9 protein-coding genes are annotated in these 14,725 nt (G+C 40.3%); all 9 read left to right on the top strand.

The genetic code is table 11. The annotated features are described in order from the left end of the window. The 9 genes from rplJ to nusA all read left to right on the top strand — a co-directional run bounded on the left by rplJ (nt 1) and on the right by nusA (nt 14,634). Entirely contained in the window at nt 1-522 is a 522-nt protein-coding gene (gene rplJ, locus ACE1EF_RS14270; protein ID WP_375721357.1) for a 50S ribosomal protein L10, read from the top strand. A 44-nt stretch (nt 523-566) separates the two neighbouring features. Beyond that, nucleotides 567-947: a 50S ribosomal protein L7/L12 gene (gene rplL, locus ACE1EF_RS14265; RefSeq protein WP_375721356.1), complete on the top strand. Its 381-nt coding sequence runs from the start codon at nt 567-569 to the stop codon at nt 945-947. A gap of 173 nt (nt 948-1,120) precedes the next feature. Further along, the gene (gene rpoB, locus ACE1EF_RS14260) at nt 1,121-4,933 is read left to right on the top strand and encodes a DNA-directed RNA polymerase subunit beta (RefSeq protein ID WP_375721355.1); all 3,813 of its coding nucleotides are present in this window, start codon (nt 1,121-1,123) and stop codon (nt 4,931-4,933) included. 53 nt (nt 4,934-4,986) lie between these two features. Further along, nucleotides 4,987-9,276: a DNA-directed RNA polymerase subunit beta' gene (gene rpoC / locus ACE1EF_RS14255; protein WP_375721354.1), complete on the top strand. Its 4,290-nt coding sequence runs from the start codon at nt 4,987-4,989 to the stop codon at nt 9,274-9,276. A 76-nt stretch (nt 9,277-9,352) separates the two neighbouring features. Then, a complete protein-coding gene (locus ACE1EF_RS14250; RefSeq protein WP_375721353.1) occupies nt 9,353-9,673 on the top strand; it encodes a DUF3467 domain-containing protein in 321 nt (106 codons plus the stop codon). Between the two features lie 136 nt (nt 9,674-9,809). Beyond that, on the top strand, nt 9,810-11,147 hold the full coding sequence (argH, locus tag ACE1EF_RS14245; RefSeq protein WP_375721352.1) for an argininosuccinate lyase: 1,338 nt from the start codon (nt 9,810-9,812) through the stop codon (nt 11,145-11,147). A 15-nt stretch (nt 11,148-11,162) separates the two neighbouring features. Beyond that, complete coding sequence (locus ACE1EF_RS14240; RefSeq protein WP_375721351.1) at nt 11,163-12,500, top strand: citrate/2-methylcitrate synthase; 1,338 nt, start codon at nt 11,163-11,165, stop codon at nt 12,498-12,500. Between the two features lie 419 nt (nt 12,501-12,919). Further along, nucleotides 12,920-13,387, top strand: coding sequence for a ribosome assembly cofactor RimP (rimP, locus tag ACE1EF_RS14235; RefSeq protein ID WP_375721350.1), 468 nt, complete (start codon nt 12,920-12,922; stop codon nt 13,385-13,387). An 8-nt stretch (nt 13,388-13,395) separates the two neighbouring features. Next, nucleotides 13,396-14,634, top strand: coding sequence for a transcription termination factor NusA (gene nusA, locus ACE1EF_RS14230; protein ID WP_375721349.1), 1,239 nt, complete (start codon nt 13,396-13,398; stop codon nt 14,632-14,634). Nucleotides 14,635-14,725: the final 91 nt, after the last annotated feature.

Here is a 14,725-nt window from a genome sequence, read left to right as displayed (position 1 = left end):
ATGAAAAAGGAAGATAAAAGTGCATTGATAAGCGATTTGTCATCAAAACTTGAAGAGTATAGTCACTTCTATTTAGCTGATATTGCGGATCTCGATTCTGTAAAATCAAGCAACCTTAGAAGAGAGTGCTTCAATAAAGACATAAAGCTGATTGTAGTAAAGAATACACTTCTTAAAAAAGCTCTTGAAGAAAGCGAAAAAGATTATAGCGAACTATATCCTGTTTTAAAAGGAAATACATCGGTAATGTTTAGCAATACCGGTAATGGTCCTGCAAAACTGATAAAGGAATTCAGAAAAAAAGCAGACAAGCCTGTACTTAAGGCTGCTTTTGTAGAAGAATCTTGCTATGTCGGTGAAAATCAGTTGGATTTTCTCGCAACAATTAAGAGCAAAGATGAGCTCATTGGTGATCTTATTGCATTGTTGCAATCACCAGCTAAAAATGTTATCTCAGGTCTTCAGGGCGCTGCAGGTGGCAAAATCCACGGCTTGTTAAAAGCAATGGAAGAAAGAGAGTAGTTTTTTATATCAAATTTTTGAAATATAATTAAATAAATAGAAAAATGGCTGATTTGAAAAAATTTGCTGAAGAGTTAGTAAACCTTACAGTTAAAGAAGTAAATGAATTAGCAAGCATCCTTAAAGAAGAATATGGTATTGAACCTGCTGCTGCCGCTGTTGCCGTTGCCGGTCCTGCTGCTGGAGGAGAAGCTGGTGCTGCTGTTGAAGAGAAAACAGAATTCGATGTAATCTTAAAATCTGCAGGTGCATCTAAACTTGCAATCGTTAAACTTGTTAAAGAATTAACAGGTCTTGGATTGAAAGAGGCTAAAGCTGTAGTAGATGAAGCACCAGGTGCCATTAAAGAAGGTGTTAGCAAAGACGAAGCTGAAGCACTTAAAAAACAGCTTGAAGAAGCTGGTGCTGAAGTTGAAGTTAAATAAAACATCACCGGTCTGTCCGGATTACGGTTTAGAGCCTCTCTGAGGTTCTAAACCTTTTTCTGTATATAAAAGTCCTTGATCTTCGGGCTGTTTTGAAGATCGATATTTTGCAGATTTGCATAGTGGATTATGAGAGCATAATTCAGTCATTCATAAAACTAATTGATTGGTAAATGTCTTCAGTACAAAAAAAAGAGAGGATTTCTTTTGCCTCAATCAAAAATCAATTGGATTATCCTGATTTTCTGGAGGTCCAGATTAAGTCGTTTAAGGAGTTTTTTCAGTTAGAATCAACACCGGAAAACAGAAAAAACGAAGGTTTATACAGTGTTTTTGCTGAAAATTTTCCGATAACCGACACCCGAAATAATTTTGTATTAGAGTTTATAGACTATTATATCGATCCCCCGAGATATTCCATCCAGGAATGTATTGAAAGAGGATTGACGTTTAGTGTACCTCTGAAAGCAAAGCTTAAACTGTACTGTACTGATCCTGAACATGAGGATTTCGATACAGTAATTCAGGATGTATACCTGGGACCTATCCCTTACATGACTGAAAAAGGAACATTCGTAATTAATGGTGCTGAGCGTGTTATTGTATCTCAGTTGCACCGTTCACCGGGAGTGTTCTTCGGACAGAGTATACATGCAAACGGAACAAAACTTTATTCAGCCAGAATCATTCCTTTTAAAGGCTCCTGGATTGAATTTGCCACAGACATCAATAACGTGATGTACGCTTATATTGACCGTAAGAAAAAGCTTCCGGTTACATCGTTATTGAGGGCAATTGGTTATGAAACCGATAAAGATATTCTTGAAATATTTGACCTCGCTGAAGAGGTGAAGGTTTCAAAAGCAGGTTTAAAACGTATTGTGGGAAGAAAACTCGCAGCACGTGTTTTGAAAACCTGGATTGAAGACTTCGTGGATGAAGATACCGGAGAGGTGGTATCCATCGAACGTAACGAAGTCATAATTGACAGGGAAACCATCATTGAAAATGAACATATTGAGGAAATTCTGAATTCCGGCACACAAACTATTCTTCTGCATAAGGAGGATTTAAGCCATTCAGATTTCGCTATCATTTACAATACGTTACAAAAAGACCCGTGTAACTCTGAAAAGGAAGCTGTATATCACATTTACCGTCAGCTGCGTAATGCTGAACCGGCAGATGATATGGCTGCACGTGATGTATTGGATAAACTGTTCTTTTCAGATAAAAGATATGACCTTGGTGATGTAGGCCGTTACCGTATCAATAAAAAGCTCGGCATGGACATTGATATGGAAGAACGCGTACTGACCAAACAGGATATTATTGCGATTATCAAACATCTGATTGAATTGATTAATTCCAAAACGGATGTGGACGATATTGACCACTTGAGTAACCGTCGTGTACGTACCGTTGGTGAACAGCTTTATAACCAGTTTGGTGTCGGGCTTTCACGTATGGCAAGAACGATTCGTGAAAGAATGAATGTACGTGATAATGAAGTTTTTGCTCCGATCGACCTGATCAACTCAAAAACAATTTCATCCGTTATCAATTCATTCTTTGGAACAAACGCCCTTTCACAGTTTATGGATCAGACCAACCCATTGGCTGAAATGACCCATAAACGGCGTATGTCTGCATTGGGACCCGGTGGTCTGTCGCGTGAACGTGCCGGTTTTGAGGTGCGTGACGTTCACTATACACATTACGGACGCCTTTGTCCTATTGAAACACCGGAAGGTCCAAACATTGGTTTGATCTCTTCTCTTTGTGTTTATGCAAAAATCAATAATCTTGGGTTTATTGAGACGCCGTATCGTAAGGTAAAAGAGGGCGTTGTAGACCTTTCAATTGAGGGATCAATATATTTGAGTGCGGAAGAGGAAGAAGGAAGAACCATCGCACAGGCAAATGCACCGTTAAATGAAGACGGTAGTTTTGTTAATCAGAAAGTTAAAGCCAGATTAGATGGTGACTTTCCACTTGCTGAAGGTTCAGAAGTGGATATGATGGACGTTGCACCAAACCAGATTGCATCGATTGCAGCATCACTCATTCCGTTCCTTGAACATGACGATGCGAACCGTGCGTTGATGGGATCAAACATGATGCGCCAGGCCGTTCCTTTAATTTCGCCTGAAGCACCGCTGGTTGGTACAGGACTTGAAGGTAAGATTGTTAAAGATACAAGAACACAGCTTGTTGCAGAACACAACGGCGTAGTGGAACGTGTGGATGCTGAAGAAATTGTTATCCGTTACGAACGTACGGACGATGAAGCATTTGTCTCTTTTGATGATAACCTGAAGGTATACCGCGTACCGAAATTCAACAAAACAAACCAGAATACATGTATCAACCTTCGTCCGATTGTGGAAAAAGGTGAATCTGTTGTAAAAGGTCAGATTCTTACCGAAGGGTACTCTACAGATAATGGTGAGCTGGCACTGGGACGTAACCTTCGTGTCGCTTTTATGCCCTGGAAAGGATACAACTTTGAGGATGCAATTGTAATTTCTGAACGTGTTGTACGCGAAGACCTTTTCACATCCATCCATATAGATGAGTATGCACTTGAGGTCAGAGATACCAAACGTGGTCTTGAAGAATTGACTTCAGATATTCCGAACGTAAGTGAAGAAGCAACAAAGGATCTTGATGAAAACGGATTGATCCGAATTGGCGCTCATATTAAACCAGGTGATATTTTAATTGGTAAGATCACTCCGAAAGGGGAATCAGATCCATCACCGGAAGAAAAACTGCTTCGCGCCATCTTCGGTGATAAGGCAGGTGATGTTAAGGATGCTTCATTGAAAGCTTCTCCTTCTTTGTCCGGTGTGGTTATCGACAAAAAACTGTTCTCACGTGCTGTTAAATCACGCAAGGGCAGAGCCGGTGACAAACAGATCATTACTAAAATTGATACAGAGTTTGAAGAAAAGGCTGTAGCCTATAAAGAACGACTGATAGAAAAACTGTTTGTTCTTGTAAATGGTAAAACATCACAGGGTGTTAAAGACAACCTTGGTACGGAAGTTATTCCTAAGGGTGTGAAGTTTACTCAAAAGCAGCTTTCTGAACTGAATTACGAAGACATTAATATCGATAAATGGACTACTGATAAACATAAGAATGACATGATTCGTCAGTTAATTATGAATTATCAGTTGAAATTTAAAGAGCTTGATGCCAGAACCAAAAGACGCAAAAACAGCATACAGGTTGGTGATGATTTGCCTGCAGGCATTGTGCAGTTAGCTAAGGTTTACATTGCTAAAAAGCGTAAACTTACTGTTGGTGATAAAATGGCCGGACGTCATGGTAACAAAGGTATTGTTTCACGCATTGTACGTTTCGAAGATATGCCGTTCCTTGAAGATGGTTCTCCTGTTGATATCGTACTGAACCCACTGGGTGTGCCTTCAAGGATGAACCTCGGACAGATTTACGAAACTGTTCTGGGATGGGCCGGAAGAGTACTGGGTTGTACATTTGGAACACCGATTTTTGACGGAGCAAAACTGGAGGATATTGACAACTGGATGGCCAAGGCTAATCTGCCTGCATTCGGTAAATCTCAGCTCTACGACGGAGGAACAGGTGAGCCTTTCGATCAGCCGGCAACAGTAGGTGAAATTTACATGCTGAAACTGGGTCATATGGTTGAGGATAAAATGCATGCCCGTTCCATTGGTCCTTACTCACTTATTACACAGCAGCCTCTCGGTGGTAAAGCACAGTTTGGTGGTCAGCGTTTTGGTGAGATGGAGGTCTGGGCTCTTGAAGCATTTGGTGCATCTCATATTTTACAGGAAATTCTTACTGTTAAGTCTGATGATGTTATAGGAAGAGCAAAGGCTTACGAAGCAATCGTGAAAGGAGATTCAATGCCTACACCAGGTATTCCGGAATCCCTGAATGTATTGTTACATGAACTTCGTGGTTTAGGCTTAAGCATTAACCTGGAGTAGTAAGAGTAAGTGGTGTTCTTTAATTGAATTTTTGATTTTTAATATATTGCTTTATGGCATTCAGAAAAGATAATAAAGTTAAAAGTAATTTTACCCGCATTTCAATCGGTTTGACTTCTCCTGAAGAAGTACTGGAGCGTTCAAGCGGTGAGGTTACGAAGCCAGAGACAATCAACTACCGAACTTATAAACCTGAAAGGGACGGTCTTTTCTGTGAAAGGATTTTTGGCCCTGTAAAGGATTATGAGTGTCATTGCGGTAAATATAAGCGTATTCGTTACAAGGGGATCGTTTGTGACCGTTGTGGTGTTGAAGTCACTGAAAAGAAGGTGAGAAGGGAACGTATGGGACATATACAGCTTGTAGTTCCTGTGGCTCACATCTGGTACTTTAAATCTTTACCAAATAAAATTGGATATCTTCTTGGATTACCGACAAAGAAACTGGACAGCATAATTTATTATGAACGATATGTTGTTATACAGCCGGGAATAAAAGAAGAAGACGGGATTAATGTGATGGATTTTCTCACAGAACAGGAGTATCTTGATATCATGGATACTATTCCTAGAGAAAACCAAATGCTTGATGATGATGATCCGAATAAGTTCATTGCAAGAATGGGAGCAGAGGCAATTTATGATCTGTTGTCTCGTCTTGACCTCGATGGTTTATCGTACGATCTTCGTCACAAAGCAAACAATGAAACGTCGCAGCAACGTAAAAATGAAGCATTGAAAAGACTTCAGGTAGTGGAAGCATTTCGTGCATCAAGAGGAAGAAATAAGCCGGAATGGATGATTGTGAAAATTGTTCCTGTTATTCCTCCTGAGTTAAGACCATTGGTTCCGCTGGATGGTGGACGTTTTGCGACATCGGATCTTAATGACCTTTACAGAAGGGTAATCATCCGTAACAACAGGTTAAAACGACTGATAGATATTAAGGCTCCTGAAGTGATTTTACGTAACGAAAAACGTATGCTCCAGGAAGCCGTTGACAGTTTGTTCGATAACTCAAGAAAAGCCAGTGCAGTTAAAACGGAAGCAAATCGTCCGTTGAAATCTCTTTCAGACAGTCTGAAAGGAAAACAGGGACGTTTCCGTCAGAACCTGCTCGGTAAAAGGGTTGACTATTCAGCCCGTTCTGTAATTGTTGTCGGACCGGAACTTAAAATGCACGAGTGCGGTATTCCTAAGGAGATGGCTGCAGAGCTTTACAAACCTTTTGTGATCAGAAAGCTGATTGAAAGAGGAATTGTAAAAACAGTAAAATCTGCCAAAAAGATTGTGGACAGAAGGGAGCCTGTAATCTGGGATATCCTGGAAAACGTTTTGAAAGGACATCCTGTTATGTTGAACCGTGCTCCGACACTGCACCGTTTAGGTATACAGGCCTTCCAGCCCAAGCTTATAGAAGGTAAGGCCATTCAGTTGCATCCGCTGGCATGTACAGCGTTCAACGCCGACTTCGACGGTGACCAGATGGCTGTTCATTTACCACTGGGAAATGCGGCAATTCTTGAGGCACAGATGTTAATGCTTGCATCTCATAATATTCTTAACCCGGCTAACGGAGCTCCGATTACCGTTCCTTCTCAGGACATGGTTTTGGGTCTGTACTATATTACCAAGGAGCGCGACGGAGCTAAAGGTGAAGGGATTACATTCTATTCACCCGAAGAGGTACTCATTGCTTACAATGAGAAAAGGGTAGCGCTGCATGCCAAAATTAAGGTGCGAACCACCGATGTGGATGAGGAAGGAAATATTATAATCAGAATCATTGATACAACCGTTGGAAGGGTGCTCTTTAATGAAGCCGTTCCAAAAGAGGTTGGTTATATTAACAAAATTCTGACCAAGAAATCATTACGTGATATCATCGGAACCATCTATAAGAAGTGTGGTACCGCTGTTACTGCTGATTTCCTTGATGCTATTAAGGATATGGGTTACTATAATGCCTTCAGAGGAGGTCTTTCCTTTAACCTGGAAGATGTTATTATTCCTGAAGAGAAAGAAACACTGGTTACTGAAGGTTATGCTGAAGTTGAAGATATAATGGCTAATTATAACATGGGTTTCATTACAAATAATGAACGTTATAATCAGATTATTGATACCTGGACGCATATTAACTCAAGGCTGACCTCAACGGTAATGAGACAGTTAAGCACAGATAACCAGGGTTTCAACTCAGTTTATATGATGCTTGATTCCGGTGCAAGGGGTTCTAAAGAACAGATCCGTCAGTTATCCGGTATGAGGGGATTGATGGCAAAACCACAGAAGTCCGGTGCTGAGGGAGGTCAGATTATTGAGAACCCGATTTTGTCTAACTTTAAGGAAGGACTTTCGGTTCTTGAGTATTTTATTTCTACTCACGGTGCCCGTAAGGGTCTTGCGGATACGGCTCTTAAAACAGCTGATGCTGGATATCTTACCCGTCGTTTGGTAGACGTTTCGCAGGATGTAATTATTACGGAAGAAGACTGTGGAACGCTGCGTGGGTTAAGTATTTCTGCTATTAAGAACAAAGAAGAAATTGTTGCATCTCTGGAGGAAAGAATTCTTGGACGTGTAACTGTTCATGATATTTATCATCCGCAAACGGGTGATCTGATTGTTCGTTCCGGCGAAATCATCACAGAACAGGTGACTAACCTGATTGCAAATTCACCACTGGAAACAGTTGAAGTAAGATCGGTTCTGACCTGTGAATCCAAGAGAGGTGTTTGTGCCAAATGTTATGGACGCAACCTTTCAACAAGCAAGATGGTTCAGAAAGGAGAAGCTGTTGGTGTTATTGCAGCACAGTCAATCGGTGAACCTGGTACACAGTTAACACTGCGTACGTTCCACGTAGGTGGTACTGCAGGAAACATTGCAACTGATAACAGTGTAATCTCTAAATATGACGGTGTTGCCGAATTTGAAGAGTTACGTACTGTCCCTCACGTGGATGAGTTTGGTAAAAATATTGATGTCGTCATCGGCCGTCTTGCAGAGATGCGTATTATCGATAAGAAAACAAATATTGTATTATCGACACATACCATTCCTTACGGTTCAAAACTGTACATCAAACCAGGAGCGGATATTGAGAAAAACACCAAAATCTGTGAATGGGATCCTTATAACGCCGTTATCATATCGGAAATGGCCGGTAAGGTTGAATTTGAAAATGTGATTGAAGGTGTAACCTATAAGCGTGAATCGGATGAACAGACAGGTTTAAGTGAGAAAATTATCACAGAAACCAAAGACAAGAACAAGATTCCGAGTATGCAGATTGTAAATGATAAGGGCGATGTCCTGAAATCATACAACCTGCCTGTAGGAGCGCACATTTCTATCCAGGAAGGTACTGCAGTTAAAAGCGGTCAGATACTTGTGAAGATTCCGCGTGCTGTTGGTAAAGCAGGTGATATCACAGGTGGTCTTCCACGTGTTACCGAGTTATTTGAAGCAAGGAACCCGTCTAACCCGGCAGTAGTAGCTGAAATTGACGGAGAAGTTTCATTCGGAAAAATTAAACGTGGTAACCGCGAGATCATCATCACTTCAAAAGCCGGAGAGGTGAAAAAATACCTTGTGCCGCTTTCAAAACAGATCCTGGTTCAGGAAAACGATTATATCCGTGCCGGTATTCCGCTGTCTGACGGAGCCATTACACCGAATGATATTCTGAATATCAAAGGTCCTACCAAGGTACAGGAGTATATTGTTAATGAAGTACAGGATGTGTACCGTCTGCAGGGTGTTAAGATTAACGACAAGCACTTTGAGGTTATCGTTCGTCAGATGATGCGTAAAGTGTATATCGAAGATCCGGGAGATACTATTTTCCTTGAGAAACAAATTGTGGACAAGAACGAGTTCATGGAAGAAAATGATCACATCTGGGGCAAGAAAGTTGTAGTTGAAAAAGGAGACTCAACAACACTCAGAGAAGGTCAGATTGTTACATCCCGTCGTTTGCGTGATGAAAACAGCCAGCTTAAGCGTAGAGACCTGAAACCGGTTGAAGCAAGGGATGCTATTCCTGCAACATCAAGTCAGGTGCTTCAGGGGATTACACGTGCTGCACTGCAAACTAAATCGTTCATGTCTGCTGCGTCATTCCAGGAAACGACTAAAGTGCTGAATGAAGCTGCAATCAATGGAAAAGTTGACGATCTGGAAGGATTGAAGGAAAATGTGATTTGTGGTCACCTTATACCTGCAGGTACCGGTTTAAGAGAGTACGATAAACTGGTTGTAGGTTCAAAAGAAGAGTATGAAAAACTGGTAAATGCCAGAAAAAACATTACGGATTCTGTTGAGGCTTTAGGTGAATAGCAGTTACAAAAACTATAGATAAAGGGTGTCTTTTAAAGACACCCTTTTTTTGTATCTTAGCGAAAAAGTTAAAAACATGGAAAATAAACAGGATAAAAAGGGGCAGATTAATATTGAACTCACCGAAGAAGTAGCGCAGGGAACATATTCCAATCTGGCAATCATCACGCACTCGAGCAGTGAATTTGTAGTGGACTTTGTGCGCATAATGCCGGGAATACCCAAAGCAAAGGTAAAATCAAGAATAGTGCTGACACCGGAACATGCCAAACGTTTAATGCTGGCATTACAGGAAAATATTAAGAAATTTGAATCTTTTCACGGAACTATTAATTTGCCTGAAGGAGGAAACAACCATAATATCCCCATGGGATTCGGTCCGCAGGGTGAAGCTTAGTCATTCTGTTTTTTTATGCACCGGGCGTGTCATGTTATAATTTTGACTTGAACAAACAGTCCGTTTATGATAGATTTGCATTCCCCGGATCAGATTGAATGCCTATCTGAATTTATTTACCTCTTATTTGATGATTATGAAATTATGGGAAAAAAATGTATCCGTGAACGACATGGTGGAATCATTCACCGTTGGTAAAGATCGTGAACTGGATTATTACCTTGCGGAATCAGATGTATTGGGTTCCTTGGCTCATATAGCCATGCTTAATCAAATTAAGCTGATAGCTGATGATGAATTACCCGTCCTTCAGAAGGAACTGCGGAGTATTTACCATGATATAAAGAGTGGTAATTTTGCAATAGAGGATGGAATTGAAGATGTCCATTCCCAGGTTGAGTTTTTGCTTACTAATAGGTTAGGTGATGTGGGTAAGAAAATTCACAGTGGACGATCCAGAAATGATCAGGTTTTAGTGGATCTTAAGATTTATGCAAGAAAGCAAATTGAAGAACTGGCCGGGAATGTTAAAGCATTGTTTACCAGCTTACAGGAACTGAGCGAAAAGTACAGGGACGTGCTGTTGCCCGGATATACACATTTGCAGGTGGCCATGCCATCGTCATTTGGTTTATGGTTCGGCGCTTATGCCGAAAGTCTTGCAGACGATTTACAAACCTTACTTGCAGCATGGAAAATAACCAACCGAAACCCCCTGGGTTCTGCTGCTGGTTATGGTTCTTCATTCCCTTTAAAACGACAGCTGACTACAGACCTGCTTGGTTTTGACACCATGAATTATAACGTTGTGTATGCACAGATGGGGCGGGGAAAGATGGAAAAAACAGTAGGTTTTGCGTTGGCCGGAATTGCTTCGACACTTGGACGGCTGGCCATGGATGCCTGTCTGTATTCAAGCCAGAATTTTGGTTTTATTACTTTGCCGGATGCATTTACAACCGGTTCAAGTATAATGCCACACAAAAAGAATCCGGATGTATTCGAGTTGGTTAGGGCCAGATGTAATGTAATTCAATCTGTTCCGGTTACCATAAGTTCAGTCATGACAAACCTGCCTTCCGGTTATTTCAGGGATATGCAGATAATTAAGGAGGTGTTTATTCCTGCGTTTGAGGATCTGAATAAGTGCATTGAGATTTCGGTTCATACGTTGAAGGAAATAAAAATTAATGATTCCATACTGGAAGATGATAAATATGCCTATCTGTTCAGTGTTGAGGAGGTGAACAGGATGGTACTGGATGGTGTCCCGTTCAGGGAGGCTTATAAAAAGATCGGACTGGATATTGAGGCAGGGAATTATCATCCGCAAAAGGAAGTTACACATACACATGAAGGCAGTATAGGTAACTTATGCACCAGAGAAATAGCTTCTTATTTTGACGGAATTTTTGGTCAGTTTAATTTTGAAAAGGTAAACAATGCATTAGATCTTTTGGTAAAAGAACAGTAAATAAAATAATTGGTTATGGTTGAGAATTTAGCAGATTTGGTTTATGATGCCTGTCAGATTGACAAGGAGTTATATAATACCTACAATGTAAAACGGGGCTTGCGTAACGCCGATGGATCCGGTGTACTTGTTGGGTTAACGAACATCGGGGATGTTGTAGGTTATGTGAAGGAGAATGATAAGATAGTACCGGTAGAGGGGAACCTGTTCTACAGGGGAGTTGAAATAAGTGACCTGGTGCATGGTTTTCAGCAATGCGGACGTCATGGATTTGACGAAACTGCCTTTTTGCTTTTAGCCGGGAAGCTACCGAATAAGACGGAGCTTCAGGAATTTTCGGATTACTTAACAACGCTGAGGGATCTGCCACAGTTCTTTTCAAAAAACATGATCCTTTCACTTCGCGGACAGGACGTCATGAATATGCTGGCCAGATCAGTCTTAAGTTTATATTCCGAAGATCCCAAAGCAGAAGATTACAGCCTTCCGAATCTGATCGATCAGTCCCTGAATCTTATTGCTAAATTTCCAGTAATTACTGCGTATGCATATTATGGAATGCGTCATTCCTATCAAAGAAAATCACTGATCATAAGACATCCGCAACCTGATCTGAGTACTGCTGAAAACTTTCTTTACATGTTAAAAGGAAGGGATTATACCGCACTTGAAGCTTCAGTCCTTGATCTTTGTCTTGTACTGCACGCAGAACACGGTGGCGGGAATAACTCATCGTTTACAACCCGCGTGGTCAGTTCATCGCAAACAGATACCTATTCGGCCATTGGTGCTGCAATTGGTTCACTTAAAGGGCGCCTGCATGGTGGAGCAAACCTCAAGGTACTCGAGATGATGAAAAATATTAAGAAGAATGTAAAACACTGGGACGATGAATCGGAAGTTGCCGCTTACCTGATGAAAATACTAAAAGGGGAGGCATTTGATGGTTCAGGTAAAATATATGGAATAGGCCATGCCATATATACCAAATCAGATCCCCGTGCGGTTCTATTAAAAGAACAGGCGCGTATGCTGGCTGAAGAAAAAGGTAATCTGGATGAGTATTATCTGTATAACACCGTTGAACGTCTTGCACCTGAAGTATTTTCAAAATTCAAAGGAGGCAGCTCCAAAACCGTATCTGCCAATGTTGACTTTTATTCGGGTTATGTGTATAACAGCATTAAAATTCCCAAAGAATTGTTCACTCCGATTTTTGCGGTGGCAAGAATAACTGGATGGTGTGCCCACAGAATTGAGGAAGTAACTTTCCAAAGCAGAAGGATTATTCGCCCGGCATATAAAAATGTATCACCAAGACAGGAGTATATTACGCTCTCTGACAGAACATAAAATGAAAAAGGGTGGCGAGCGCCACCCTTTTACCCATTTAACCTAAACCTTAACTATGAAAAAATCTACCTGTTTTGTAGGTTTCAAAATTATGACAATTTTAAAACATACACCAAACCATCTACGTTAATCTTTGTTAAGCTGTTTAATTGAATTATAAATACTTATATGTTTTTTTATTCCGGTTTTCAGTCGTTTTTTATTGGCAAAATTCAGGGATTTTGTCGTTTGAACTCCATCATAAATTGAATGGAATAATGTGCTGTTGTGTAAGTTATTTTTTTAAGGATTTTTACCAGCTCAGACCCCTGTAATATTACGTTTTAATATTTTGAAAAGTAAACTTTTATGTTTAATTTTGCGCCGCAATGTGATCTGAGTAGGGGACAAGTTGTCCCCTATTTTATTACTGAATTGAGATGATAACAAAGGAACAGGTAGAAGATATAATATCTGAGAAACTTGATCAGGATGATGTGTTTATTGTAGATTTAAATGTGACAGCATCCAATAAAATTACGTTGCACATCGATTCTGATACCGGGGTGGATATTGATTATTGTGTTGAAGTGAGCAGGCTGATTGAAGGACAGCTTGACAGGGAGAATGATGATTTTGATCTGGAAGTTTCATCGGCAGGCCTGAGTCAGCCATTTAAAGTGTTCAGACAATACAAAAAGAACATTGGCAAGGATGTTACTGTAACTCCTGTAGGTGGAAAGCCTTTAACGGGCGTACTTAAAAGTGTGGATGATGATGGCATTGAACTTCAGACAACCGAAAAAACTGCAGTAGAAGGCAGAAAAAAGAAAGAGCTTGTTACGGTGGTTCATAAACTGTCATTTAATGAAATTGCAAAAACTGAAGTAGTTATAAAGTTTAAATAGAATATAAGATGGACAATATTAATCTTATTGATACATTTTCTGAGTTTAAAGAATTAAAGAATATTGACCGGGCAACGATGACAAGTGTGCTCGAGGATGCTTTCAGAAGTGCACTCAGAAAGCTTTTTGACACGGATGAAAATTTCGATATCATTATTAATCCTGATAAAGGTGACTTTGAAATCTGGAGAAACAGGGAAGTGGTTGAGGATGGTAAAGTAGAAAATCCTAACCTTCAGATATCGTTGTCGGATGCAAAAAAAATTGACGAGGATTATGAAGTGGGTGAAGAAGCAACCGATGAGGTTAAACTGATTGATTTTGGTCGCCGTGCAATTTTAAATCTGAGGCAGAGTCTGGCATCGCTGATTCTTGAATTGGAAAAAGACAATTTGTACGGAAAGTATAAGGAAAGAGTAGGTGATATTGTTACTGCAGAAGTGTATCAGGTATGGAAAAAAGAGATACTTTTGCTTGACGATGAAGGGAATGAACTGATCTTGCCAAAATCCGAACAGATTCCTTCAGACTATTTCAGAAAAGGAGATGCAGTACGGGCTGTTGTTGCAAAAGTGGAAATGCGCAACAATACACCCATCATCATCCTTTCAAGAACATCGCCGGTATTCCTGGAAAGGTTGTTTGAACTTGAGGTGCCGGAAATTTTTGATGGTCTGATCACGATCAAAAAGATCGTCCGTATTCCCGGAGAAAGGGCAAAAGTGGCAGTGGAGTCTTATGATGAAAGGATTGACCCGGTTGGTGCCTGTGTGGGTATGAAGGGAGCCAGGATTCATGGTATTGTACGTGAATTACGGAATGAAAATATCGATGTCATTAATTTTACCAATAATACATCGTTGTTTATTTCCAGGGCTTTGAGTCCTGCTAAAATTTCATCAATAAAGTTTGATGATGAAACCATGAGAGCTGAAGTGTATCTCAGACCGGATGAAGTGTCTCTTGCTATAGGGAAAGGTGGTTTGAATATTAAACTGGCAAGTCAGCTGACAGGTTATGATATAGATGTGTACAGAGAAGTTGATTCAGTTGATGAAGAAGATGTTACTCTGGACGAATTTTCAGATGAAATAGAAGAATGGGTAATTGATGAACTGAAGGCAATCGGATGTGATACAGCGAAGAATGTATTGGAATTATCATTTGAAGAGCTTGTAAAACGGACTGACCTTGAAGAAGAAACAATTGCAGATGTTCTCAAAATATTAAAATCAGAATTTGAATAACAAAACCAGATTCGGGTTTACAAACAATAAAATTTAGGCGTATTTGCTTATGGCTGTAAGGTTAAATAAAATTGCTAGAGAATTTAATGTT

This window comes from Quyinboa sediminis (assembly GCF_042219855.1).
In the GTDB taxonomy this organism is placed as follows: Bacteria; Bacteroidota; Bacteroidia; order Bacteroidales; family UBA5342; genus JBHJHP01.
The sequence above is the reverse complement of the archived record's forward strand: the minus strand, read 5'-3'. Positions and strand labels throughout refer to the sequence as shown.